At 72.6% G+C, this 23,082-nt stretch carries 22 protein-coding genes and 1 pseudogene; 16 read left to right on the top strand and 7 right to left on the bottom strand.

Features of this window, described 5'->3' with window-relative positions; genetic code table 11:
- Positions 1-7 precede the first annotated feature (7 nt).
- From JL475_RS21850 to JL475_RS21830, 5 genes are all read right to left on the bottom strand, one after another.
- The gene (locus tag JL475_RS21850) at positions 8-943 is read right to left on the bottom strand and encodes an AraC family transcriptional regulator (protein ID WP_202279508.1); all 936 of its coding nucleotides are present in this window, start codon (positions 941-943) and stop codon (positions 8-10) included.
- Positions 944-1,003: 60 nt separating this feature from the next.
- Positions 1,004-2,095: an ABC transporter ATP-binding protein gene (locus JL475_RS21845; protein WP_202279507.1), complete on the bottom strand. Its 1,092-nt coding sequence runs from the start codon at positions 2,093-2,095 to the stop codon at positions 1,004-1,006.
- The gene (locus JL475_RS21840; protein ID WP_202279506.1) at positions 2,092-3,699 is read right to left on the bottom strand and encodes an iron ABC transporter permease; all 1,608 of its coding nucleotides are present in this window, start codon (positions 3,697-3,699) and stop codon (positions 2,092-2,094) included. Before JL475_RS21840 ends, JL475_RS21845 begins: the two co-directional genes overlap by 4 nt.
- A 5-nt stretch (positions 3,700-3,704) precedes the next feature.
- Entirely contained in the window at positions 3,705-4,760 is a 1,056-nt protein-coding gene (locus JL475_RS21835) for an iron ABC transporter substrate-binding protein (RefSeq protein WP_202279505.1), read from the bottom strand.
- A 135-nt stretch (positions 4,761-4,895) separates the two neighbouring features.
- Positions 4,896-6,053, bottom strand: a complete 1,158-nt coding sequence (locus JL475_RS21830; protein WP_202279504.1) for a YihY/virulence factor BrkB family protein — start codon at positions 6,051-6,053, stop codon at positions 4,896-4,898.
- A 90-nt stretch (positions 6,054-6,143) separates the two neighbouring features.
- Here JL475_RS21830 and JL475_RS21825 point away from each other — a divergent pair, with 90 nt between their 5' ends.
- The 15 genes from JL475_RS21825 (at position 6,144) to JL475_RS21760 (ending at position 21,247) form a co-directional block, all read left to right on the top strand.
- Positions 6,144-7,781, top strand: coding sequence for an acyl-CoA dehydrogenase family protein (locus tag JL475_RS21825; protein ID WP_202279503.1), 1,638 nt, complete (start codon positions 6,144-6,146; stop codon positions 7,779-7,781).
- A gap of 277 nt (positions 7,782-8,058) precedes the next feature.
- Positions 8,059-9,342, top strand: a complete 1,284-nt coding sequence (locus JL475_RS21820) for a GAF domain-containing protein (RefSeq protein WP_202279502.1) — start codon at positions 8,059-8,061, stop codon at positions 9,340-9,342.
- A 226-nt stretch (positions 9,343-9,568) separates the two neighbouring features.
- Positions 9,569-10,894 carry a hypothetical protein gene (locus tag JL475_RS21815; protein WP_202279501.1) on the top strand — a complete coding sequence of 442 codons (1,326 nt, stop codon included), beginning with the start codon at positions 9,569-9,571 and terminating at the stop codon, positions 10,892-10,894.
- Between the two features lie 104 nt (positions 10,895-10,998).
- Entirely contained in the window at positions 10,999-11,571 is a 573-nt protein-coding gene (locus JL475_RS21810; RefSeq protein WP_202279500.1) for a GNAT family N-acetyltransferase, read from the top strand.
- Positions 11,572-11,764: 193 nt separating this feature from the next.
- Positions 11,765-11,848, top strand: coding sequence for a putative leader peptide (locus JL475_RS41725; protein ID WP_310887545.1), 84 nt, complete (start codon positions 11,765-11,767; stop codon positions 11,846-11,848).
- 152 nt (positions 11,849-12,000) lie between these two features.
- Positions 12,001-13,698 carry a nitrite/sulfite reductase gene (locus JL475_RS21805; RefSeq protein ID WP_202279499.1) on the top strand — a complete coding sequence of 566 codons (1,698 nt, stop codon included), beginning with the start codon at positions 12,001-12,003 and terminating at the stop codon, positions 13,696-13,698.
- A complete protein-coding gene (locus JL475_RS21800; protein WP_202279498.1) occupies positions 13,695-13,874 on the top strand; it encodes a hypothetical protein in 180 nt (59 codons plus the stop codon). Before JL475_RS21805 ends, JL475_RS21800 begins: the two co-directional genes overlap by 4 nt.
- Complete coding sequence (locus JL475_RS21795; RefSeq protein WP_202279497.1) at positions 13,871-14,581, top strand: phosphoadenylyl-sulfate reductase; 711 nt, start codon at positions 13,871-13,873, stop codon at positions 14,579-14,581. The genes JL475_RS21800 and JL475_RS21795 overlap by 4 nt, the downstream gene beginning before the upstream one ends.
- Before the next feature lie 62 nt (positions 14,582-14,643).
- Positions 14,644-15,180 carry an adenylyl-sulfate kinase gene (gene cysC / locus JL475_RS21790; protein ID WP_202279496.1) on the top strand — a complete coding sequence of 179 codons (537 nt, stop codon included), beginning with the start codon at positions 14,644-14,646 and terminating at the stop codon, positions 15,178-15,180.
- Entirely contained in the window at positions 15,177-16,130 is a 954-nt protein-coding gene (cysD, locus tag JL475_RS21785; RefSeq protein WP_202279495.1) for a sulfate adenylyltransferase subunit CysD, read from the top strand. The genes cysC and cysD overlap by 4 nt, the downstream gene beginning before the upstream one ends.
- Before the next feature lie 2 nt (positions 16,131-16,132).
- Complete coding sequence (locus JL475_RS21780; RefSeq protein WP_202279494.1) at positions 16,133-17,467, top strand: sulfate adenylyltransferase subunit 1; 1,335 nt, start codon at positions 16,133-16,135, stop codon at positions 17,465-17,467.
- Between the two features lie 184 nt (positions 17,468-17,651).
- The gene (locus tag JL475_RS21775) at positions 17,652-18,755 is read left to right on the top strand and encodes an aliphatic sulfonate ABC transporter substrate-binding protein (protein WP_202279493.1); all 1,104 of its coding nucleotides are present in this window, start codon (positions 17,652-17,654) and stop codon (positions 18,753-18,755) included.
- Positions 18,756-18,800: 45 nt separating this feature from the next.
- On the top strand, positions 18,801-19,616 hold the full coding sequence (locus JL475_RS21770; protein ID WP_202279492.1) for an ABC transporter ATP-binding protein: 816 nt from the start codon (positions 18,801-18,803) through the stop codon (positions 19,614-19,616).
- A complete protein-coding gene (locus tag JL475_RS21765; protein WP_202279491.1) occupies positions 19,603-20,490 on the top strand; it encodes an ABC transporter permease in 888 nt (295 codons plus the stop codon). The genes JL475_RS21770 and JL475_RS21765 overlap by 14 nt, the downstream gene beginning before the upstream one ends.
- Positions 20,491-20,497: 7 nt before the next feature.
- Positions 20,498-21,247 carry a sirohydrochlorin chelatase gene (locus JL475_RS21760; protein ID WP_202279490.1) on the top strand — a complete coding sequence of 250 codons (750 nt, stop codon included), beginning with the start codon at positions 20,498-20,500 and terminating at the stop codon, positions 21,245-21,247.
- A 45-nt stretch (positions 21,248-21,292) separates the two neighbouring features.
- On the opposite strand, the gene JL475_RS21755 is transcribed toward JL475_RS21760, so the two are convergent.
- Positions 21,293-21,667, bottom strand: a complete 375-nt coding sequence (locus JL475_RS21755) for a DUF4440 domain-containing protein (protein ID WP_202279489.1) — start codon at positions 21,665-21,667, stop codon at positions 21,293-21,295.
- On the bottom strand, positions 21,660-22,208 hold the full coding sequence (locus JL475_RS21750; RefSeq protein WP_202279488.1) for a DUF1697 domain-containing protein: 549 nt from the start codon (positions 22,206-22,208) through the stop codon (positions 21,660-21,662). The genes JL475_RS21755 and JL475_RS21750 overlap by 8 nt, the downstream gene beginning before the upstream one ends.
- Before the next feature lie 87 nt (positions 22,209-22,295).
- Between JL475_RS21750 and JL475_RS21745 the strand changes: the two are divergent.
- Positions 22,296-23,039, top strand: a pseudogene (locus JL475_RS21745) (MMPL family transporter); the annotation flags it as partial.
- Positions 23,040-23,082 lie beyond the last annotated feature (43 nt).

Here is a 23,082-nt window from a genome sequence, read left to right as displayed (position 1 = left end):
ACCCACGCTACGCGGCCCGCGTCCGCCATTCCTGCGGGCTGACCCCGTACTCCCGTTTGAAGGCGGTCGACAGCGCGAAGGCGCTGCCGTAGCCGACGTGGCGGGCGATCGCGCCGATCGTGTCGTCGGTGTCGCGGAGGCGGTCCGCGGCGAGGGCGAGGCGCCAGCCGGTGAGGTACGTCATCGGGGGTTCGCCGACGCGTTCGGTGAAGCGGCGGGCCAGCGCGGCGCGCGAGACGCCGGCCTTCGCGGCGAGCGCGGCGACCGTCCAGGGGTGGGCGGGGTCGTCCTGGAGAAGGCGCAGCACCGGGCCGACGACGGGGTCGCCCAGGGCCTCGTACCAGGCGGGCGGCGCCGCCTCGGGGCGGGCGAACCAGGCCCGCAGGGCGGCGATGACCAGCAGGTCGAGCAGCCGGTCGAGGACGACCTCCTGGCCGGGTTCGTCCCGCACGATCTCCGCCGTGAGGAGCGGGGTGAGCGGGCAGTGCCAGTCGTCGGCGGTGAGGGAGAGCAGCGGCGGCAGCGCGTCGAGGAGCCGGCCGCCGATCTCGCCCCGCATCCGGTAGGTGCCGATCAGCATGACCGTCTCGCCGTCGGGCCGGTCGCCCCAGGTGCGGACGCCGAGGTCCATGACACCGTTCAGGGGGCGTCCGTCGGGGTGGTGGCACTCGCCGCCCGGCAGGATCAGCGCCTGCGGCGCGGTGCCGGGGTCGTCGGCGCAGGTGTACGGGGCGGGGCCGCGCGCGATGGCGAGGTCGCCGGGGCGCAGCCGCAGCCGTTCGCCGCGGTCCGGCACGATCCAGGCGTCACCGCGGACGAGCAGCATCACGGTCAGCGGGGCGCGGTCCTCGATCCGGACCGACCAGGGCGAGTCGAAGCACGTCCTGATCATGAACGCCCCACGGGCGCGGGGGCCTTCCAGCAGGCCGGTGAGAGCGTCCATGGGGCAAGCGTAGGCGCGGGGCGGGCGTCCCCCGCGCGCCCGCTCGACGTCCCGTGCCGGTCAGGCGGTGGCCGCGGGGTTGTACTCGCCCGCCACGCGCCCGTTGTCGTCCCGCCGGGGGAGGTGGAGGGTCGCCGTGCCGGTGACGGCCGGGCTCACCGGATCGCCGGGGCGGTGAGCGACCGGCCCGGGAACACGGACGTGCACCGGTGAGTCCAGTCCGGTCACCGCCACCGTCACCAGGGTGTCCGGTCCGTGGAAGGAGACGTCCGCCACCGTGCCGCGGGGCGCCTGGTCGGACGGTGCGCCGAGGGTGAGCTGTTCGGGGCGCAGCACGACCGTTCCGGCACCGTCGTCCACCGGGGTCTCCAACGGGATGCGGCCCAGGGCGGTGTCCGCGGTCGTGCCCCTGCCGGTGCCCGGAAGCAGGACGACGCCACCGACGAAGGCGGCCACCCAGGGGTCCTCCGGCCTGCGGTAGACGTCCTGGGGAGTTCCGCACTGAGCCACCCTGCCCGCTCTGACGACCGCCACGAGGTCTGCCGTGGAGAGTGCCTCCTGCTGGTCGTGGGTGATGAGGACGCCCGTCGCCCCGGTGGACCTGAGCGCCGCGCGCACATCGGCCCGTACGCCTGCCCGCAGTCCGCTGTCGAGCGCGTTGAACGGTTCGTCGAGCAGGACGATCGCGGGTTCCGGGGCGAGCGCCCGCGCCAGCGAGACGCGTTGCTGCTGGCCGCCGGAGAGTTCGTGGGGCATCCGGTCGCCGTAGCCGGGCAGGCCGACGAGGTCGAGCATGTCCCCGGTGCGCCGACGGCGTTCGGCCGGGGAGGAGCCCGCCAGCCCGAAGGCGACGTTGCGTGCCACGCTCAGGTGCGGGAACAGGGCGCCCTCCTGCGGCACGATGCCGATGCGCCGTCGTTCCGGGGACAGGTGGGTGCCGGGTCCGGTGACGGTCCGCCCGCCGATCTCGACCGTCCCCGCGTCCGCCCGCAGGAAGCCGGCCACGATGCGCAGCATGGTCGTCTTGCCGCAGCCCGAAGGCCCGAGGACGGCGGCCAGCCGCCCTGCGGGGACGGAGAGGTCGATCCCGTTGAGGACGGGGGCGCCGGGCCCGTAGGACTTGGTGAGCCCGGTGATCCGCAGGTCGGTCATGCGCGGTGCCTTCCGAGGAGGTACGAGGGAACGGCGGCGATCAGGATGAGGACGGCCGCGTACGGAGCGGCGGCGGCGTACGAGCCGGTTCCGGTCTCGGTCCACAGGCGGGTCGCGAGGGTGTCCATACCGGTGGGCCGGAGCAGCAGGGTCGCCGGGAGTTCCTTCATGCAGACCACGAAGGTCAGGGCGGCGCCCGCGGCGATACCGGGAGCGGCGAGTGGGACCGTGACCTCGCGCAGGACGCCCAGAGGCCCCCGCCCGAGGGAACGGGCGACGTCCTCCAGCACGGGTGGTGACTGGAGGACCGCTGCCCGGGTGGCGCCCACGGCGACCGGCAGGAACAGCACCGCGTAGGCGGCGACGAGCAGGGGAAGCTCCTGGTACAGCGGATAGGCGAACCGCACCGCGAGGAAGACCATCGCGAGGCCCACGGTGATCCCGGGCACGGCGTGGCCCGCGTACGCGGCCTGCTCCAGCAGATGTGCGGCGCGACCCCGATGGCGGGCGGCGAGCACGCCGACGGGAAGGGCCAGACACGTGGTGAGCACGGCGCCGAGGGCCGCCACGAGCAGCGTGATCCCCCCGGTCTCCAGCAGTCCCCGCGGATCCCAGGTGCGGGAGTTGCCGACCGCCAGCCAGTACCCGAGGGTCCCGGCCGGGAAGGCGACCCCGGCCGCGGCGACGGCCGAGCACCAGCCGAGTGCGGGCCACTTCAGTCGGCCGAGCGGGATCGGGGGTGCGGGCCTGGCCGTGCCCCCGCCGGTCCGGGCATGGCCCGCACGGCCGCGGGTACGCGCCTCGGCGGCGACCAGCAGCACCGTCATCAGGACGAGCACCACGCTGAGGGCGGCTGCGGGCGTACGGTCGAAACTCGCCTTGTACGACGTGTGGATGGCCCGGGTGAAGGTCTCGTACCGCATGATCGACACGGCCCCGAAGTCGGAGAGGACGTACAGCGCCACGAGCAGCCCGCCTCCGGCCGCGGCCGGGCGGAGCTGCGGCAGGGTGACCCGACGGAACGTGCTCCAGGGTCCGTGCCCCAGGGCGCGCGCCGCTTCCTCCTGGGCGGGATCGATACCGCGCAACGCGGCGGCCACCGGCAGGTACACGTACGGGTAGCTGACCAGGGTGAGCGCGAAGGCGGCGCCGCTGAATCCGGCGAGATCGGGGCGCGCCGAGATCCAGGCGAAGGCCGCGACGTAGCTGGGCACGGCGAGCGGCAGCGTGGCGAGCACCGACCACGCGCGCCGACCGGGCAGCGCGGTGCGGACGGTCAGCCAGGCGAGGGAGATGCCCAGGACGAGGCAGGCGGTCACCACCACGGCGGCCAGACCGACGCTCCGGGCGAGCAGTTCCAGCGTGCGGTCGGTCGCGACGACGTTCCACGCGTACGCGGGGCCTCGCTCCACGGCCCGTACCGCCAGGTAGACCAGCGGGAGCAGGGCCAGGGCCGCGGCTGCCGAAGCCAGGGCCAGCAGGAGGAGCGGCGGTCTGCGCCCGGCACGCCCGGGCCTGGACGGCGCGGGGGCGTCGTCCGGGCCCGGGGCGGAGCGGGCGGGTGCCGGCGGGGCCTGGGGGCCTCGGGTACCCGAACTCTTCATGCCGATCAGACCATCCCGGCTTCCTGGAGCATCTCCAGCGTGACCTGGAGGGACTCCAGTCGGCTCAGGTCGATCTCCGGCGCGTCGATGGAGTCGAGCGGCGGGAGGCCGTCCTCGCCGGTGACTCCGGCGGCCAGCGGGTACTCGTGGGTCTCGTCGGCGAAGTAGGTCTGCGCCTCCTTCGCCAGGAAGAAGTCGACGGCCTTCTGCGCGGCGGTGCTCTGGTCGCTGCCCTTGAGGATCCCGACGCCCGCGACGTTGACGAGCGCGCCCGGGTCGCCCTTCGTCGGGAAGTGCAGCTTGGCCTTGAGCTTGTCCGCGCCCTCCTCGGCGGCCTTCTCGTACCAGTAGTAGTGGTTGATCAGGCCGAGTTCGGCCTTGCCGTCGTCGACGGCGTCGAGGACGGCGCCGTTCTTCTCGTACACCTGAGGGTCGTTGGCCTGGAAGTCCTTCAGCCACTTGCGCGTGGCGTCGTCGCCCTCGAGGACCCGCATGCCGGTCACGAACGCCTGGAACGAGGCGTTGGTGGGTGCGTAGCCGACCTTCCCCTTCCATTCCGGCCCGGTCAGTTCGTGCACGCTGTCCGGTGCCTCGGCGACCTTGTCGCCGTGGTAGGCGATGACGCGGACCCGCCCCGACACACCGACCCAGTCGCCGTTCTCCGCGCGGAACGCCTTGTCGACGCTGTCGAGGGACGTCTGCGGCAGCGCCGCGAGACGGCCCTCCTTGCCCAGGGCGCCGAGTGCGCCGGCGTCCTGCGAGAAGAAGAGGTCCGCGTCGGTCCTGTCACCCTCCTCGAGGAGCTGGGCGGCGAGTTCGGCACTGTCCCCGTAACGCACCTCGACCTTGGTGCCGGTGGTCTTCTCCAGCTTCTCGATGAGTGGCGCGACGAGGTCCTCACTGCGGCCGGAGTAGACGACGAGCGTCCCTCCCCCGTCCTTTCCTCCGGCTTCGGTACCGGAGCCTGCTCCCTTGTCGTCCGAACCGCAGGCGGTCGCCAGGGGGACGAGCAGGGCTGAGGCGGCGAGGGCCCCGATCGTGCGGAGGGAGGGACGTCTCATGACAAAGCCTTTCCGAGGTGCGGGTCAGGCTTATTTAAGGTTTGCCTTACCTAAGAAGCAACTCCGTCCGTTCTCCGTGACCGAATCGGGACCCGGTGCGTCCTGGCGGGATGCGTCGCCGCCGGACGGTCGGGCTCACCTCTCGTCGTCCGACGATCCCGTCTGCTCCTCGCCGTTCCTCGGGTGGTGGCTGTTCTTCACGTGGGTGCGCAGGCGGGCCGTGACGTCCTCGGGGGGCAGGAAGCGGGACCAGCGTTCGGGGAACTCGGCGGGCATGTCCGGGTCGGTGTCGTCGTCGGCCGCGGCGGAGGTGCGGGCGACGTACTCGGCGACCTGCTCCTGCCGCAGCCGCTCGTTGGCCTCGCGGGCGGCGGCCGTCGCGGCGGCCGGCCAGACCCGGTCGATGGCGGCGTTGACCGCAGCCCCCACGAGGACGGCGAAGGCGGACACGCCGATCCACAGCAGGACGGCGACGGGGGCCGCGAGGGAGCCGTAGATGGTGGGGCCCTCGACGGTGTTGGTCAGGTAGATCCGCAGCAGGATGCTGCCGATCACCCACATGGCGAGGGCGACCAGCGCGCCGGGCACGTCCTCGATCCACGGGGACCGCACGGGTACGGAGACGTGGTAGAGCGTGGTCAGGAAGGCGACCGACAGCAGGATCACCACCGGCCAGTACAGGATCTGCACGAGCGTCGTCGACCAGGGGACGACGCGGACGACGGCGTCCGGGCCCGCCACCATCAGGGGCAGTGCGACCGAGCCGATCAGCAGGGCCGCGATGAACAGCAGGAAGGCCACCAGGCGGGTCTTGACGATGCCGCGCACCCCGTCGAGGCCGTACATCACGGTGATGGTGTCGATGAAGACGTTCACCGCGCGGGAGCCCGACCACACGGCGAACAGGAAGCCGATGGAGATGACGTCGGGTCTGCCGCCTTTCGTGACGTCGTGCAGGATCGGCTCGGCGATCTGCTTCACTCCCCGGTCGGACAGCACGGCGCGGGACGCCTCGAGGAGGTTGGTCTGCAGGCTCTGGATGGTGTCGGCGCCGGTCCAGGAGTCGACGTAGCCGAGCAGACCGATGATGCTGAGCAGCAGCGGGGGCACCGACAGCAGGGTGAAGAAGGCCGCCTCGGCGGCCAGGCCCAGGATGCGGTACTCCATGCAGGAGTTGACGGTGTCCTTGAGCAGCAGCCAGACGGTCTTGCGTTTGGAGACGTTGCGGTACAGGGCGCGGGCCCTGTGAAGTCGACCGGAGGGCGCGTCGGGGGATTCGCTTGCTGGCTGCACGACCCAAAGGTATCCGCCGTGCCCGGCCGCCCTCACCCGAAGGGTCACGAGGTGGGACGGGTGGCGGGGGCGGCGGGTAGGTTCGTCGTCATGGCAGGGAGCACGCACACCGTGACCAACCAGGCACCGCCGCTGACGCAGTACGACGTGTTCGCCGCCGACCGGGCGCTGACGGAGGCGGTCGAGCGGCATCTGGACCCGGCGGTGCTGGACGAGGGCCGGTCCGAGCTGTCGGGACTCGGCCGGACCTCCGGTTCCGCGCAGGTGCAGGAGTGGGGGGTGCAGGCCGACGAGAACCCGCCGCGGCTGCGCAGCCACGACCGGTACGGGCACCGGATCGACGAGGTCGACTTCCATCCGGCCTGGCACCGGCTGCTCGGCAAGGGGGTCTCGGCGGGGCTGACGGGCGCGTGGGGGCAGCCGGGCGGGCATGTGCGGCGGGCGGCGGCGTTCGTGGTGTGGACGCAGGTCGCGGCCGGCACCTGCTGCCCGCTGTCGATGACGCACGCGGCCGTGCCCGCCCTGCGCGCGGACCCGGCGCTGGCCGCCGAGTGGGAGCCTCGGCTGGCGTCGCCGGTGTACGACCGGGGACTGCGGCCGGCCCACGAGAAGGCCGGTGTGCTCTTCGGGATGGCCATGACGGAGAAGCAGGGCGGCAGCGACGTGCGCGCGAACACGACGTCCGCGCGGCCGCTGGCCGAGGACGGCGCGTACGAGCTGACCGGGCACAAGTGGTTCTGCTCGGCGCCCATGTCGGACGCGTTCCTGGTGCTGGCGCAGGCGCCCGGTGGGCTCACGTGCTTCCTGGTGCCGCGCGTGCTCGCGGACGGCTCGCGCAACGTGTTCCTCCTCCAGCGGCTCAAGGACAAGCTGGGCAACCGGTCCAACGCGTCCGCCGAGGTCGAGTTCGCGGGGACCTGGGCGCGGCGGGTCGGGGACGAGGGGCGCGGGGTGCACACCGTCATCGGGATGGTGGCGGCGACCCGGCTGGACTGCGTGCTGGGCTCTGCGGGGCTGATGCGCCAGGCCGTCGCGCAGGCGGTGCACCACTGCGCGTACCGGGAGGCGTTCGGCGGGAAGCTGGTCGACCAGCCGCTGATGCGCAACGTGCTGGCCGATCTCGCCCTGGAGTCGGAGGCGGCCACCACGCTGGCGCTGCGGCTGGCCGCGGCCTGTGACGACGGGGGCGAGCAGGAGCGGGCGCTGCTGCGGATCGCCGTGCCGGCGGCCAAGTACTGGGTGACGAAGCGGTGCGCGCCGCTCGTCGTGGAGGCGGCGGAGTGCCTGGGCGGCAACGGGTACGTGGAGGAGTCGGGGATGCCCCGGCTGGTGCGCGAGTCGCCGCTGAACTCGGTGTGGGAGGGCGCGGGCAACATCCAGGCGCTGGACGTGCTGCGGGCGCTGCGCCGGGAGCCGGGGGCGCTGGACGCGTACCTGCGGGAGGTCGGGCGGGCGCGCGGGGCCGACCACCGGCTGGACGGCGCGATCCGGGACCTGCTGACCGAGCTGGCCGATCTGGAGGGCGTCGAGGGGCGGGCGCGGCGGCTGGTGGAGCGGCTCGCGCTGGTGCTCCAGGGCTCGCTGCTGGTGCGGTACGCGCCGTCGCAGGTCGCCGACGCGTTCTGCGCGGCCCGGCTGGGCGGTGACGGGGGCGCGTCGTTCGGGACGCTGCCGCACACCCTCGACCTCGCGGCGGTCGTGGCGCGGGCCCGGCCGGAGCCGGCGTGACGCGGGGGTGGTGCTGCGCCGACACGGCACCACCCCCGCCGCACGGGCCCCGTGGAGCCGTGGACGCCGCTCGGGACGGCGTCGCTCAAGTTTCAAACAGTGCGGGGCGCTCCACCAGGGTTGCAGAGGGTTGCAACTTGCTGCTGTCCGTGTCGGTACCGAACGCCCTCGCCGGAGGTACACGGCACTATGGGACGGACAGCCAGAACGGATCTCGGGGGGCGCGGCCGCGGGCCGTGGGTGCGGCTGCCCTCCGAGCCCTTGCCCGGGAGGATGAGTGGTGCTCTCGCCGACGGACGTGACGCAGCTGACCGGCGTCGACACGGCGCTCACGGCCCGGCTGCTGAACGAGGTCCGCAGCGCGACGCTCGCCGGACGGCGCGCACCCGTGGCGCCCCGCCCGGTGATCGCCGAGTCCTGGGAGCGGATGCTGCGCAGCGGCGTCGATCCGGACCACGACGCCCGGGCCGGGCTGCTGTCCCGCGCGGAGGTGCAGCGGCGGCGGGAGGGTTCGGCCCTGCGGCATGTGCTGCCGGTGCTGCGGGAGGGGCTGCTGCCGTTCACGGACGTCGCCTGCCACATCATGGTGGTGGCCGACGCGGACGGCCGGGTGCTGTGGCGGGAGGGCAGTACGGCGGTGCTGCGCAAGGCGGACGGCATCGGTCTGGCGGTGGGCGCGGACTGGCGTGAGGACGTCGTCGGCACCAACGGTGTGGGGACCCCCGCGGTGGCCGGGCGGCCGGTGCAGGTCTCCGCCGCCGAGCATTTCGCCCGGTCGCAGGCCTCCTGGACGTGTGCGGGGGCGCCCCTGACCGATCCCCGGGACGGGCGGCCGATCGGTGTGGTGGATGTGAGCGGGCCGCTGGAGACGATGCATCCGGCCACGCTGGCCTGGGTCGAGGCGGTGGCCAAGCTCGCCGAGGCCCGGCTGCGGGAGCACCATCTGCTGTCGCTGGAGCGGCTGCGGGCGATCGCAGCGCCGGTACTGGCCCGGGTGGGCGGGCGGGCCATGGTGGTGGACCGGCACGGGTGGACGGCCGCGGTGACCGGGATGCCGTACGAGAGCCGGCTGACGCTGCCCGGACCGGTGTCGGCCGGGACGCGGTGGCTGCCGGCACTGGGCCGGTGCTCGCTGGAGCCGCTGGCCGAAGGCTGGCTGGTGCGGGTGGCGGACGAGCCGGTGCCCCGCGCGGCGAGCCGGATCGTGCTGGATCTCCGGGGGCCGCGCGGCGGGTCGGTGGAGGTGTCCGGCGGGGCGGGCTCCTGGTCCCGGAGGCTGAGCCCCCGCCACGCCGAGCTGCTGTATCTGCTGGCCGTGCGGCGGACCGGCCGCAGCGCCGCGGGTCTGGCCGAGGACCTGTTCGGGGACCCGGCCCGTACGGTGACGGTGCGTGCGGAGATGTCCCGGGTACGGCGCTATCTGGGCGGTCTGCTGGAGCACCGCCCGTACCGGTTCGTGGAGGATGCCGAGGTGGACGTCCTCCTTCCGGACGACCCGCGTGACCTCCTCCCGCACTCGACGGCTCCGGCGCTGGGCGGCCGCCGGCACCCGGAGTCGTGAGCCCCGAGCCCCGAGCCCGCAGTGGTGTCACCGGTCCGTCACCCCGTCCCGGGGTGCGGCTCCGGAACGTGTCCGGGGCCCCGGGGGTCACGTGTTCCGCACATTTGCCGGGTCTTCGTCCCTCGGCGGGTCCCCCTGCCGTAGCATCCCCGTACGGGCCACCCCACCTGCTCCACGGTCAACGGTCGGACCACCGGACGCAGTTGGCTTGCCTCGGGAGGACGTTATGAAGCATCGCGGCAGACATCGCCGTCGCAGACGGGGCAGGGCGCTGCGGGCGACGCTGGCCGGGACCGCGCTCGCGCTCACCGCGGCGGCCACCATGATCAGCACGTCGCAGGCCACCGATGCCGACGACCCCGGGGCGTTGAAGCCGCTGACCGCGTCCGCCGAGACCGCGCCGCTGCGGCTGACCGAGGGCAGTGTGCCCCCGGAGTGGCTCGACCGGCTCTCCGCGGAGATGGGCCGGCCCGTCGGCGTCCGGGCCGTGCTCGACGACACCGACGGTTCCCTGCGGGACGCGGCGGCCTGTCCGGAGGACGACAGGCGGGCGCTGCCCGTCGAACCGGCCGCCACGCGCGCGTACTGCTGGGACGGCGCCGACGTCGAGGGCTGGCGTTCCGGCGCCGTCACCACGTCCGGGGACGCCGACGACGACGGCCACTGGGGTCCGAGCCGGGTGGTGCTCTCCGGCTGGAGCCAGGGCGACACCTCGGCGGACGGCACCCCGGCGGAGGGCCCCGCGGCCGCCGGCCCGGGTCAGGGTCTCGCGCGCGTCGCGTTCATCGACGCCGGCGACCCCGACGACCTCCGCTACACCTGGGCACAGCTCGCCGTCCCGGTGGACGAGGGCCACGACTACCGGGGGCTGGTCTCCCCCGTGTCCGGCATGGTCTGGTACCAGGACAAGCTGCTGGTCACCGCCGGCCGGGGGGACGGCAGCGCGCTGTACGTGTACGACGTGGACCGCGTCCAGCGGGCCACCGTGGACGGTGCGACGGTCGGGCGGGTGCCCGGCGGCTGGTCGGCGGCCGGGGCGCGGTACGTGCTGCCGGCCGTCGCCTCGTACCGGACGGCCGACGTGAACGCCCCGCAGCCGGGCGGTATCTCGCTGGACCGCAGCACGGCGCCGGACAGCCTGGTCGCGCACGAGGCGGTGTCGAAGGAGCAGGACGGGCCGACCCGGCTGTGGCGGTACGCGTTCGACGACGACCGTTCCCGCCGAGGGCTGCTGGCCACGGACTCCGTGGGGCAGGCGGACGTGGTCGCGGCGTACGAGACGGAGCTGACGGATGTGCGCAGCGTGCTGTCGTACGGGTCGGGCTGGTATCTGGGCCGGATGACCGGGACGCCGGAGGAGCGCGGGACGCTGTGGCGGCAGGACGGGGAGGGGGCGCGGCCCACCCGGTGCGGGGCGGACGAGACGCACCGCTGCTGGAGCGGGCCGGCGGCGTCCCTCTCCTACTGGCAGGAGACCGGCGAGGTGTGGTCCCAGTCCGGCCGCATGCTCTTCGCCCTGCCGCTGGACTCCGTCGACCACTCCCTGGAGTAGGACCTGCACCGGGGCCTGGTCCGACCCGACCGCTGCTTCGGGCCCCTCCGCCTCGTCCCTCAGGCGTTCGACAGACGTCCGTGCCGGATGGTTCCCTTTCCGGCATGACGACCATCACCGTGACCACCTGGTCCCTGGAGCAGACCGCGCCCACCGACCTCCTGCCGGCCGCCGTGCCCGAGGGGGACGTGCGGATCGCCCGTTCCGAGGTGCCCTCCCCCGAGTTCAGCCGTTTCCTGTACGCCTCGGTCGGCGGTGACATCCGGTGGACCGACCGGCTGGGGTGGACGTACGCGCAGTGGCTGGAGCACCTGGACCGGCCCGGCGTGGAGACCTGGGTGGCCTACGACCGGGGGACGCCCGCGGGGTACGTGGAGCTGGAGGCGCAGGACGACGGGGTCGTGGAGATCGTCTACTTCGGGCTGATCTCCGCCTTCCGGGGCCGGCGCATCGGCGGGCACCTGCTGTCGTACGGTGTCGCGCGGGCCTGGGACCTGGCGGAGCGCTGGCCCGGGCTGAAGCCGACCAGTCGGGTCTGGCTGCACACGTGCAGCAAGGACGGCGAGTACGCCATGGACAACTACCGGCGCCGGGGCTTCAGGCTGTTCGACACCAAGGTCGAGGAAGAGCCCGAGGTCGCCACACCGGGCCCGTGGCCGGGAGCCCACCCCGCCTGAGCAGCACGTTCGTCTCCCTCGACGGCGCGCCCGCCCCACCCGGGCAGCGCCGTCCACCCCGCTCGGACCGCGTGGACGAGAGCGCCCGGGCCTCCTGGGGCCAAGGACACCGGCGTCTCCCATTCCGAGACATGCGCGTCCGCATCATGGATGAAGCTGGACTGTGTCCAGATCTCCGTGCCACGCTTCCGTCATGCCTGGAACGGGAATCGCCTTGGTGAGTCGGCGTCACGTCGACCTCGGCCGTATGTCCAGCGCCATCTGTCCGGCGCGCTGAGAGCACGTTCAGCAGTACCCGACAGCCCTTCTCCGCTCCGTTCCACCCCGCTTCTCCTCGACTGAACTCCCGTGTGATGACGCGCACTTGCGCCCGTTTCGTCATGCGCAGGTCAAAGCCGCCTCCCGCCTGTCCCGAAGGACGTATCAGCCATGGCCGCCAGTCCGCAGAATCCTGCCGCCGCGACCCCCCGCCGCAAGGTGAGCCGTCACCGCGGAGAGGGCCAGTGGGCCGCGGGGCACTTCACACCGCTCAACGCGAACGAGCAGTTCAAGAAGGACGACGACGGTCTCAACGTGCGGACACGTGTTGAGACGATCTACTCGAAGCGGGGTTTCGACTCGATCGACCCCAACGACCTGCGCGGCCGGCTGCGCTGGTGGGGCCTGTACACCCAGCGGCGTCCCGGGATCGACGGCGGCCGTACCGGTGTGCTGGAGCCCGAGGAGCTCGAGGACCGGTACTTCATGATGCGGGTCCGCGTCACCGGCGGACGGCTCACCACGGAGCAGCTGCGCGTGATCGGCGAGGTCGCCGAGACCTACGCCCGCGGCACCGCCGACATCACCGACCGGCAGAACATCCAGTACCACTGGATCCGCATCGAGGACGTGCCCGCGATCTGGGAGCGGCTCGAGGCGGTCGGCCTGTCCACCACGGAGGCCTGCGGCGACACCCCGCGCGGCATGCTCGGCTCCCCCGTCGCCGGGGTCGCCGAGGACGAGATCATCGACGGCTCGGCGGCGCTGGACGAGATCGCCCGCCGCTACCTCGGCGACCCGCGCTTCTCCAACCTGCCGCGCAAGTTCAAGACGGCCGTCTCCGGCTCCCCTCTGCTGGACGTCGCCCACGAGATCAACGACGTGTCCTTCGTCGGCGTGGTCCACCCCGAGCACGGTCCCGGCTTCGACCTGTGGGTCGGCGGCGGCCTGTCGACCAACCCCAAGTTCGGGGTGCGGCTGGGGGCCTGGGTGCCCGAGGCGGACGTGCCCGACGTGTGGGAGGGCGTCATCTCCATCTTCCGCGACCACGGCTACCGGCGGCTGCGCAACCGGGCGCGGCTGAAGTTCCTGGTCGCCGACTGGGGGCCGGAGAAGTTCCGCCAGGTCCTGGAGGACGACTACCTGGGCCGCAGGCTGACCGACGGTCCGGCGCCCGAGATGCCCGCGCAGCAGTGGCGCGACCACATCGGGGTGCACCGCCAGAAGGACGGCCGGTTCTACGTCGGCTTCGCGCCGCGGGTGGGCCGGATGGACGGCTCGCTGCTCACCAAGGTCGCCGCGCTGGCCGAGGAGCACGGCTCGGGGCGGGTCTCCACCACGGCCGAGCAGAAGATGATCGTCCTGGACGTGCCGCAGGACCGGGTGGACTCCCTCGTCGACGCCCTGGAGGCGCTGGACCTGCGGGTCGAGCCGTCCCCCTTCCGGCGCGGCACGATGGCCTGCACCGGCATCGAGTTCTGCAAGCTCGCCATCGTGGAGACCAAGGAACGCGGCAGCGAGCTCATCGACGAACTGGAGCGCCGGCTGCCCGACTTCGGCGAGCCGCTCACCATCAACATCAACGGCTGCCCGAACGCCTGCGCCCGTATCCAGACCGCGGACATCGGTCTCAAGGGGCAGCTGGTCACCGATGCCGAGGGCCGGCAGGTCAGCGGCTACCAGGTGCACCTGGGCGGCGCGCTCGGCCTGGAGCCGGCCTTCGGCCGCAAGGTACGCGGTCTGAAGGTCACCTCGGACGAGCTGCCGGACTACATCGAGCGGGTGCTGAAGCGCTTCCAGGCGGAGCGCGAGGAAGGCGAGCGGTTCGCCACCTGGGCCGCGCGTGCCGATGCGGAGGCCCTGTCGTGAGTGAGCGGGCCGCGCCCTTCTACTGCCCCTACTGCGGTGACGAGGACCTGCGCCCCGGCGAGGAGGGACCGGGGGCCTGGGAGTGCGGGGCGTGCAATCGGGGCTTCCGGCTGAAGTTCCTCGGGCTGCTCGCCCGCGGAATCGAGCGACCCGACACGGGAGGGGACCGGATATGACGGCGGTTCAGGAAGAGCGCTCCACCGACGACTTGAGGGCGCTGGCCGAGCAGGCGGGCCGCGACCTGGAGGACGCCTCCGCACTGGAGATCCTGACGTGGGCCGCCGAGACCTTCGGCCCGCGGTTCTGTGTGACCTCCTCGATGGAGGACGCGGTGGTCGCCCATCTCGCCTCCCGCGCCCTGCCCGGCGTCGACGTGGTGTTCCTCGACACCGGCTACCACTTCGAGGAGACCATCGGCACCCGGGACGCGGTGGAGGCCGTGATGGACGTCAACGTCATCACGCTCACCCCGCGGCAGACGGTCGCGGAGCAGGACGCCGAGTACGGGCCGAAGCTGCACGACCGCGACCCCGACCTGTGCTGCGCGCTGCGCAAGGTGCGGCCGCTGGAGGAGGGCCTGCGGGACTACCTGTCCTGGGCGACCGGGCTGCGCCGCGACGAGTCCCCGTCCCGGGCGGACACCCCGGTCGTCGGCTGGGACGAGAAGCGGCAGAAGGTCAAGATCTCCCCCATCGCCCGCTGGACCCAGGACGACGTGGACGCCTACGTCGCCGAGCACGGCGTGCTCACCAACCCGCTGCTGACGGACGGTTACGCCTCGGTGGGCTGCGCCCCCTGCACCCGCCGCGTGCTGGAGGGCGAGGACGCCCGCGCCGGACGCTGGGCGGGCCGCGCCAAGACCGAGTGCGGACTGCACGGCTGACCATGACAGCGCCCTCGGCACCCGCAGCACTCTCAGCTTCCCCCACGAACCAGGAGACCGACGTGACGACCGGAGCCACCGTCTGGCTCACTGGTCTGCCGAGCGCAGGCAAGACCACCATCGCCCACGAACTGGCCGGCCGGCTGCGCGCGGAGGGCCGACGTGTCGAACTGCTCGACGGCGACGAGATCCGCGAGTTCCTCTCCGCGGGCCTCGGCTTCAGCCGTGAGGACCGGCACACCAACGTGCAGCGCATCGGCTTCGTCGCCGAACTGCTCGCCCGCAACGGCGTCACCGCGCTGGTCCCGGTGATCGCGCCGTACGCCGACAGCCGGGACGCGGTCCGGGGGCGGCACGAGACGAACGGCACGTCGTACCTCGAGGTGCATGTGGCGACTCCGCTCGAGGTGTGCTCCGCACGCGACGTGAAGGGTCTGTACGCCCAGCAGGCCGCGGGCGAACTCACCGGCCTGACCGGGGTGGACGACCCGTACGAGGCTCCCGTCTCACCCGATCTGCGCATCGAGTCGCAGCACCAGACCGTCCAGGAATCCGCCGCGGCGGTGCACGCCCTGCTGAGCGAAAGGGGACTGGCATGACAACCGTGGCCACGGTCGAGACGGGCGGCGAGGGCACCGGCGGTGCGGCCGAGCCGTACACCCTCTCCCACCTCGACGCCCTCGAGTCGGAGGCGGTGCACATCTTCCGCGAGGTCGCGGGCGAGTTCGAGAACCCGGTGATCCTCTTCTCCGGCGGCAAGGACTCCATCCTGATGCTGCACCTGGCGCTGAAGGCCTTCGCTCCGGCGCCCGTCCCCTTCTCGCTGCTGCACGTCGACACCGGGCACAACTTCCCCGAGGTCCTCGACTACCGCGACCGCACGGTCGCGCGGCACGGGCTGCGGCTGCACGTCGCCTCCGTGCAGGACTACATCGACCGCGGAGTGCTGCGCGAACGCCCCGACGGCACCCGCAACCCGCTCCAGACGCTGCCGCTCACCGAGAAGATCGCCGCCGAGAGGTTCGACGCCGTGTTCGGCGGTGGCCGCCGCGACGAGGAGAAGGCCCGTGCCAAGGAACGGGTGTTCTCCCTGCGCGACGAGTTCTCCCAGTGGGATCCCCGCCGCCAGCGGCCCGAACTGTGGAACCTCTACAACGGCCGGCACGCCCCCGGGGAGCACGTCCGGGTGTTCCCGCTGTCCAACTGGACCGAGCTGGACGTGTGGCAGTACATCGCCCGCGAGGGCATCGAACTCCCGCAGATCTACTACGCCCACCGGCGCGAGGTGTTCCGGCGGGGCGGCATGTGGCTGACCGCCGGCGACTGGGGCGGCCCGAAGGACGGCGAGCGCGTCGAGAAGCGGCTCGTCCGCTACCGGACGGTGGGCGACATGTCCTGCACCGGCGCGGTCGACTCCGGGGCCGACTCCATCGAGAAGGTGATCACCGAGATCGCCGCCTCCCGGCTGACCGAGCGCGGGGCCACCCGCGCCGACGACAAGCTCTCCGAGGCAGCGATGGAAGACCGCAAGCGCGAGGGGTACTTCTAGACATGAGCACGATCACGAGCGAGGCGCTCGCGGAGACGACCCTGCTGCGGTTCGCCACCGCCGGTTCCGTCGACGACGGCAAGTCCACCCTGGTGGGCCGGCTGCTGCACGACTCCAAGTCGGTCCTCACCGACCAGCTCGAGGCCGTGGAGCGGGCGTCGGTGAGCCGCGGCCAGGAGGCCCCCGACCTCGCCCTGCTCACCGACGGGCTGCGGGCCGAGCGGGAACAGGGCATCACCATCGACGTGGCGTACCGTTACTTCGCCACGCCGCGGCGCCGGTTCATCCTCGCCGACACCCCGGGCCATGTGCAGTACACCCGCAACATGGTCACCGGTGCCTCCACCGCGGAGCTGACCGTCATCCTGGTCGACGCCCGCAACGGCGTCGTCGAGCAGACCCGGCGGCACGCCGCCATCGCCGCCCTGCTGCGCGTGCCCCATGTCGTCCTCGCCGTCAACAAGATGGACCTGACCGGCTACGAGGAGGCGGTGTTCGCGCGGATCGCCGAGGAGTTCACGGCGTACGCGACCGAGCTGGGCGTGCCGGAGGTCACCGCGATCCCGATCTCGGCGCTCGTCGGCGACAACGTCGTGGAGCCGTCGGCGCACATGGACTGGTACGGCGGCCCGACGGTGCTGGAGCACCTGGAGACGGTGCCGGTCAGCCACGACCTGGCGCACTGCCACGCCCGGCTGCCCGTGCAGTACGTGATCCGGCCGCAGAGCGCCGCGCACCCGGACTACCGGGGGTACGCCGGTCAGATCGCCGCGGGGACGTTCCGCACCGGCGACGAGGTGACCGTGCTGCCGTCCGGCCGGACGACGACGATCACCGGGATCGACCTGCTGGGCAAGCCCGTCGAGGCGGCCTGGACACCGCAGTCGGTGACGCTGCTGCTGGCGGACGACATCGACATCTCCCGCGGTGACCTGCTGGTCCCGAGCAAGGACGCGCCGGCCACCACGCAGGACGTCGAGGCCACCGTGTGCCATGTCGCCGACCAGCCGCTGACCGTCGGCCACCGGGTGCTGCTCAAGCACGGGACCCGCACGGTCAAGGCGATCGTGAAGGACATCCCGGCCCGGCTGACGCTGGACGACCTGTCCCTGCACCCGCACCCCGGGCAGCTCGTCGCCAACGACATCGGCCGGGTGAAGATCCGTACCGCCGAGCCGCTGCCGGCCGACTCGTACGCGAACTCTCGGCGCACCGGTTCGTTCATCCTCATCGATCCGAACGACGGCACCACGCTCACCGCGGGCATGGCCGGCGAGTCCTTCGCCGCCCCCGAGCCCGTCAAGGGCGCGGACGAGGACGACGGATGGGACTTCTGACGATGCACGGCTCCCTGCGGACGGAGTGCGGCGGAGGGCGGGGCGGGGTGGCCCGATGTGCGCGATGACGTGCGCGCACCGCCCCCGCGCCCTCAGCACCCGTCGCCGTAGGCGAAAACCCGCTGACCGCCCGGCCGCGACCTGAGGGTCCGTGACCGCCGGGCCTCCGAGAGGAACACCTCCCGTGCCTGCCACCTCCGCCCCGCGCCGCGCGTTCGCCGTGACGGCCACGCTGGTACTGCTCGCCCTCGCCGGGTGCGGCTACGGCTCCCAGGCCAAGGACGAGGGCGCGGCCGACATCGCCGCCGGGGCGCGGAAGACCGACGGCCTCGACTCGGTCCGGATCGGCTACTTCGGCAACCTCACCCACGGGACCGCGCTGGTGGGCAACCGGAAGGGCTTCTTCCAGAAGGAGCTCGGTGCCACCGAGGCGCGGTACGCGGTCTTCAACGCGGGGCCGTCCGAGATCGAGGCGCTCAACTCCGGTTCGATCGACATCGGCTGGATCGGCCCCTCCCCGGCGATCAACGGCTACGTCAAGTCGCGCGGCAAGAACCTGCGGATCATCGGCGGTTCGGCGTCCGGCGGGGTGAAGCTGGTGGTGAACCCGGACCGGGTGAAGTCGCTCGAGGACGTCGAGGGCAAGCGGATCGCGACACCGCAGCTCGGCAACACACAGGACGTGGCGTTCCTCAACTGGGCTTCCGAACAGGGCTGGACGGTCGATCCGCAGAGCGGCAAAGGCGATGTGACGGTCGTCCGCAGCGACAACAAGGTGACCCCGGACGCCTTCGCGGCCGGGTCGGTCGACGGGGCGTGGGTGCCGGAGCCCACCGCGTCGAGACTGGTCGCCGAGGGCGGGAAGGTGCTGCTGGACGAGGCCTCGCTGTGGCCCGACGAGGAGTTCGTCATCACGAGCATCGTCGTGCGCCAGGAGTTCCTGGAGAAGCACCCGAAGGCCGTCGAGGCGGTGCTCAGGGCGTCGGTCAGGACCAACCGGTGGATCAACGCCCACCCGGACGAGGCCAGGGCCGCCGCCAACGAGCAGCTGGCGGCCGACTCCGGCAAGGCCCTGCCCGCCGACGTGCTGGACCCGGCGTGGAAGTCGATCCGGTTCACCGACGACCCGCTGGCCGCCACCCTCGAGGCCCAGGCGGAACACGCCGTCGCGGCGGGCCTGTTGGAGAAGCCCGACCTGAACGGCGTCTACGACCTCACGCTCCTCGACAAGGTCCTCGCGGCCGAGGGCGCACCCGCCTTCGACGACGCCGGTCTCGGCGCCGGCTGACCCCTGACCCCTGACCCCGAAGAAACGTCCCAGGAGGTGACGACCATGGCCACGACCCTCGCCAAGGCCGCCGACGGCGCCGAGACGACAGCCACCCACGCCGCCCGGATCGAGCACGTCTCGAAGTCGTATCCGGGCCCGGCCGGGCAGCAGCTCGTCCTGGACGACATCAGCCTCGATGTCGCACCGGGCGAGTTCGTCACCCTGCTGGGCGCCTCGGGCTGCGGCAAGTCCACGCTGCTCAACCTGGTCGCGGGCCTCGACCGGCCCACCGCCGGCACGATCAGCACGGACGGCCGCCCGGCGCTGATGTTCCAGGAGCACGCGCTGTTCCCCTGGCTGACCGCGGGCAAGAACATCGAACTCGCCCTGAGGCTGAGGGGCGTGCCGAAGTCCGAGCGCCGCGGCCGGGCCGAGGAGCTGCTGGAACTGGTCCGGCTGAAGGGCGCCCACGGCAAGCGGGTGCACGAGCTGTCCGGCGGTATGCGCCAGCGGGTGGCGCTGGCGCGGGCGCTCGCCCAGGAGAGCAGGCTGCTGCTGATGGACGAGCCGTTCGCGGCGCTGGACGCCATCACGCGGGACGTGCTGCACGACGAGCTGACCCGGGTGTGGCACACCGCGAACACCAGCGGCTCCGCCGCGGGCCGGCTGTCCGTCCTGTTCGTCACGCACAACGTGCGCGAGGCCGTCCGGCTCGCCGGGCGGGTGGTGCTGCTGTCGTCCCGGCCGGGCCGGATCGCCCGCCAGTGGACGGTGGACATCGAGCACCCGCGCCGTATCGAGGACACCGCGGTGGCGGAACTGTCCGTCGAGATCACCGAAGAACTCCGTGGGGAGATCCGCCGTCATGGCAAGCACTGAGACGACCGCCAAGGACGGCGACCTCGCCGGTCTGGAGGCGGGGCTCGACGCACTGGAGACGGTGCAGCGGGGCCGCAAGCCGTGGCGTCGGACGTTCGTCGAGAAGATCCTGCCGCCGCTCCTCGCCGTCGCCCTGGTGCTGGCGGTGTGGCAGGCGCTGGTCTCGTTCAGGATCGTCGACGATCCCACCAAGCTGCCCTCGCCGGGCGCCGTGTGGGACGTCCTGCGGCAGGCGTGGCTGGAGGGCGAACTGCTCGGCTACATCTGGACCAGCGTCTCGCGCGGACTGCTCGGCTTCTTCTTCGCGCTGCTGATCGGCACCCCGCTGGGTCTGCTGGTGGCGCGGGTGAGGTTCGTGCGCGCGGCGCTCGGCCCGATCCTGTCCGGGCTGCAGTCCCTGCCGTCGGTGGCGTGGGTGCCGCCGGCCGTGATCTGGCTGGGCCTGAACAACCAGATGATGTACGCGGTGATCCTGCTCGGCGCGGTCCCCTCCATCGCCAACGGCCTGGTCTCCGGCGTCGACCAGGTGTCCCCGCTGTTCGTGCGGGCCGGCCGCACGCTCGGCGCGACGGGGCTGAAGGGCACCTGGCACATCGTGCTGCCGGCCGCGCTGCCCGGCTATGTGGCGGGCCTGAAGCAGGGCTGGGCGTTCTCCTGGCGCTCGCTGATGGCCGCGGAGATCATCGCGTCGTTCCCGGACCTCGGCATCGGCCTCGGGCAGCTGCTGGAGAACGGCCGCAACGCCAGCGACATGGCCATGGTGTTCGAGGCGATCCTGCTGATCCTGACCGTGGGTGTCGCCATCGACCTGCTGATCTTCAGCCCGTTGGAGCGGTGGGTCCTGCGCAGCCGCGGCCTGCTGGCGAAGGACTGAGCCGACCGTGCGCCGACCGGTACTTCTCGTCATCGCCCACGGCAGCCGCGATCCGCGGCACGCCGCGACCGTGCACGCCCTGGTACGGCGGGTGCGGTCGCTGCGGCCGGGACTGCGGGTGGAGACCGGCTTCCTCGACTTCAACCTCCCCTCCGTGCCGGGGGTGCTGGAGTCCCTCGCGGCGGAGGGGGTGCGCGACGTGGTGGCCCTCCCGCTGCTGCTGACCCGCGCCTTCCACGCCAAGACGGACATCCCGGCGGTCCTCGCGGAGGCGCCCGCCCGGCTGCGCGTCCGTCAGGCGGACGTCCTGGGCCCGTCCCCCCTGCTCCTCGCCGCGCTGGAACGCCGGCTGTACGAGGCGGGTCTCACCCCCGCCGACAAGTCCTCGACCGGGGTCGTCCTGGCCTCGGCGGGGTCCACCGACCCGGAGGCGATCGCAGTGATCGCAGCAATCGCGCGGGAGTGGCGGCACACCGGTTGGTGCGCCGTGCGGCCTGCGTTCGCCTCCGCCGGTTCTCCCGCGGGCTTCCCCCGCACCGAGGACGCGGTGCGGGAGCTGCACGCCCTCGGCTGCGAGCGCGTCGCCGTCGCCCCTTACGTGCTCGCCCCCGGCTTCCTCCCGGACCGCATCGCGCGGGGCGCGGCGGCGGCGGACGTACGGGCGGACGTGCTGGGCCCGGCCCCCGAGGTGGCGCGGGTCCTGCTGGAGCGGTACGACGCGGCACGGACGCCGGCGCTGGCGGCGCTGGGAGCCTGACGGCGCGGACTCAAGGGTGTGCGGCCCCGGGTGCGCACCGGCCGGTCACTCCTCGTCCGGGTCGAACAGCGTCCCCTGGTGGAAGTAGAGGAGCCAGTCCTGGCCGGTGCGACGCCACAGCGAACTGCGGCGCGCGCGGCGGCCGTTGTGGTCCGTTTCGAAGGTGAGATGGACGACGTCGGGGGCGAGCCGCGTGGCCTTGATGTCGGAGACGGTGCCGGCCAGGTCCCCCGACACGTGTTCGTCGGCGAGCAGGGCGATGATCGAGTCACGGTCCCAGACCCGTCCGGAGGCACCGAACTCGACGAACTCCGGATGCAGCAGCGCCCCGACCCGCTCGGGCGAGCGGCGCACCTCGGGGTCCAGGAGTTTCAGTTCGCCCTCGATGGCGGCGTCCACGGCCTTGTTCTCCTCATGCACGGGTGAGCTCCACGAGCTTGACGACGGTGTTCCAGTTGCGGGTGGTGGCGATGACGCCCCTGGTGATCCGGGGCCTGGCCAGTTGCTCGGCGAGTCCGGAGCGGCCGAGGCCGTCCGGTGCGTACAGGTAGAGGGCGCGGTCGCCGAGGCGGAACTCCTCGGGCAGGTGGGCCGCCCCGTCGATCTGCGCGAAGCGGTCGGCGTCCACGGCGGCGGAGAAGTAGGTGACGTGGAGTTGCCTGGGGGCCAGTTCGGCGGCCGGGAACGGGCAGGCGTCGGCGACGCCCCGTAAATAGGCGTGGTCGCGCACGATCACGTCGACGGCGAAGCCGAAGTGCCGCTCGATCGCCTCCGCGAGTCCGGCGGCCAGCGACTCCTCGTCGCCGTGCGGGGAGGTGAACACGGCCTGGCCGCTCTGGAGGTGGGTGCGCACCGCTTCGTGGCCGAGGCCCTCCATCAGGGTGCGCAGTTCGGCCATCGGGACTCTTCTGCCGCCGCCCACGTTGATCCCGCGCAGCAGCGCCGCGTATGTCGTCGCCATGCCCACACGATAGGGCGGCCGTCGTGCCCCGTGGGGCCGGGCACGACGGCCGTGTCCACGCGGGACGGAGCGAGGGGGCGGTGCGGACTGCGCGACGAGGTACGGCCCGCCACGCTGGGCTCGGTGGACGGCGTCGAGGCGCCGGTCACCGGGCAGGTCGCCGGGTCCGAGGACTTCAACGACCAACTGGTCGGATCGGTCGTCCCGGTCTTCGTCTTCGTGGTGGTCTTCGCCTTCCTGCTGATGCTGCTGTCGTTCCGCTCGCTGACGATCGCGATCACCTCGATCGTGCTGAACCTGCTGTCGGTGGCCGCCGCGTACGGCATCCTCGTGGCCGTGTTCCAGCACGGCTGGGGCGCTTCCCTGGTGGGCGCGGAGGGTGTCGGCGCGATCATCACCTGGCTGCCGCTGTTCCTCTTCGTGATCCTGTTCGGCCTGTCGATGGACTACCACGTGTTCGTGGTCTCCCGGATCCGCGAGGCCCGGCTGCGGGGCCGTACGACGCGGGATGCGATCCAGCACGGTGTGGTCACCACGGCGGGTGTCATCACCAGCGCCGCGGTCATCATGGTCGCCGTGTTCGCGATCTTCGGGACGCTGTCCATGCAGTCCATGAAGCAGATGGGCGTGGGGCTGGCGGCGGCGGTGCTCATCGACGCGACGATCATCCGGGGCGTGCTGCTCCCGGCGGTGATGGCGCTGCTCGGCGAACGCAACTGGTACCTGCCGAAGTGGCTGCACCGGATGCCCGACCTGACCCACGACGAGTCGCCGGAGCCGGTGGCCCCGGCGGCGGCGAAGGAGGACGAGGGCGAGCGGGTGGGGGTCTGACCCCGGCATTCCGGCATCTCGGCATTCCGCGGGAGCGAGGAGC

The organism is Streptomyces sp. M2CJ-2, from assembly GCF_016757295.1.
Lineage (GTDB): Bacteria > Actinomycetota > Actinomycetes > Streptomycetales > Streptomycetaceae > Streptomyces.
Note: the sequence above shows the minus strand (reverse complement) of the source record. Positions and strands in the feature narration are given on the sequence as shown.

Excerpts from the sequence above, each read along its gene's own strand:
- JL475_RS21765 (WP_202279491.1), top strand. The coding sequence starts at position 19,603 with ATGGCAAGCACTGAGACGACCGCCAAGGACGGCGACCTCGCCGGTCTG.
- JL475_RS21750 (WP_202279488.1), bottom strand. The coding sequence starts at position 22,208 with ATGGCGACGACATACGCGGCGCTGCTGCGCGGGATCAACGTGGGCGGC.
- JL475_RS21805 (WP_202279499.1), top strand. The coding sequence starts at position 12,001 with ATGGCCGCCAGTCCGCAGAATCCTGCCGCCGCGACCCCCCGCCGCAAG.
- JL475_RS41725 (WP_310887545.1), top strand. The coding sequence starts at position 11,765 with ATGCCTGGAACGGGAATCGCCTTGGTGAGTCGGCGTCACGTCGACCTC.
- JL475_RS21825 (WP_202279503.1), top strand. The coding sequence starts at position 6,144 with ATGGCAGGGAGCACGCACACCGTGACCAACCAGGCACCGCCGCTGACG.
- JL475_RS21770 (WP_202279492.1), top strand. The coding sequence starts at position 18,801 with ATGGCCACGACCCTCGCCAAGGCCGCCGACGGCGCCGAGACGACAGCC.
- JL475_RS21845 (WP_202279507.1), bottom strand. The coding sequence starts at position 2,095 with ATGACCGACCTGCGGATCACCGGGCTCACCAAGTCCTACGGGCCCGGC.
- JL475_RS21780 (WP_202279494.1), top strand. The coding sequence starts at position 16,133 with ATGAGCACGATCACGAGCGAGGCGCTCGCGGAGACGACCCTGCTGCGG.
- JL475_RS21850 (WP_202279508.1), bottom strand. The coding sequence starts at position 943 with ATGGACGCTCTCACCGGCCTGCTGGAAGGCCCCCGCGCCCGTGGGGCG.
- JL475_RS21795 (WP_202279497.1), top strand. The coding sequence starts at position 13,871 with ATGACGGCGGTTCAGGAAGAGCGCTCCACCGACGACTTGAGGGCGCTG.
- JL475_RS21840 (WP_202279506.1), bottom strand. The coding sequence starts at position 3,699 with ATGAAGAGTTCGGGTACCCGAGGCCCCCAGGCCCCGCCGGCACCCGCC.
- JL475_RS21810 (WP_202279500.1), top strand. The coding sequence starts at position 10,999 with ATGACGACCATCACCGTGACCACCTGGTCCCTGGAGCAGACCGCGCCC.
- cysD (WP_202279495.1), top strand. The coding sequence starts at position 15,177 with ATGACAACCGTGGCCACGGTCGAGACGGGCGGCGAGGGCACCGGCGGT.
- JL475_RS21835 (WP_202279505.1), bottom strand. The coding sequence starts at position 4,760 with ATGAGACGTCCCTCCCTCCGCACGATCGGGGCCCTCGCCGCCTCAGCC.
- JL475_RS21815 (WP_202279501.1), top strand. The coding sequence starts at position 9,569 with ATGAAGCATCGCGGCAGACATCGCCGTCGCAGACGGGGCAGGGCGCTG.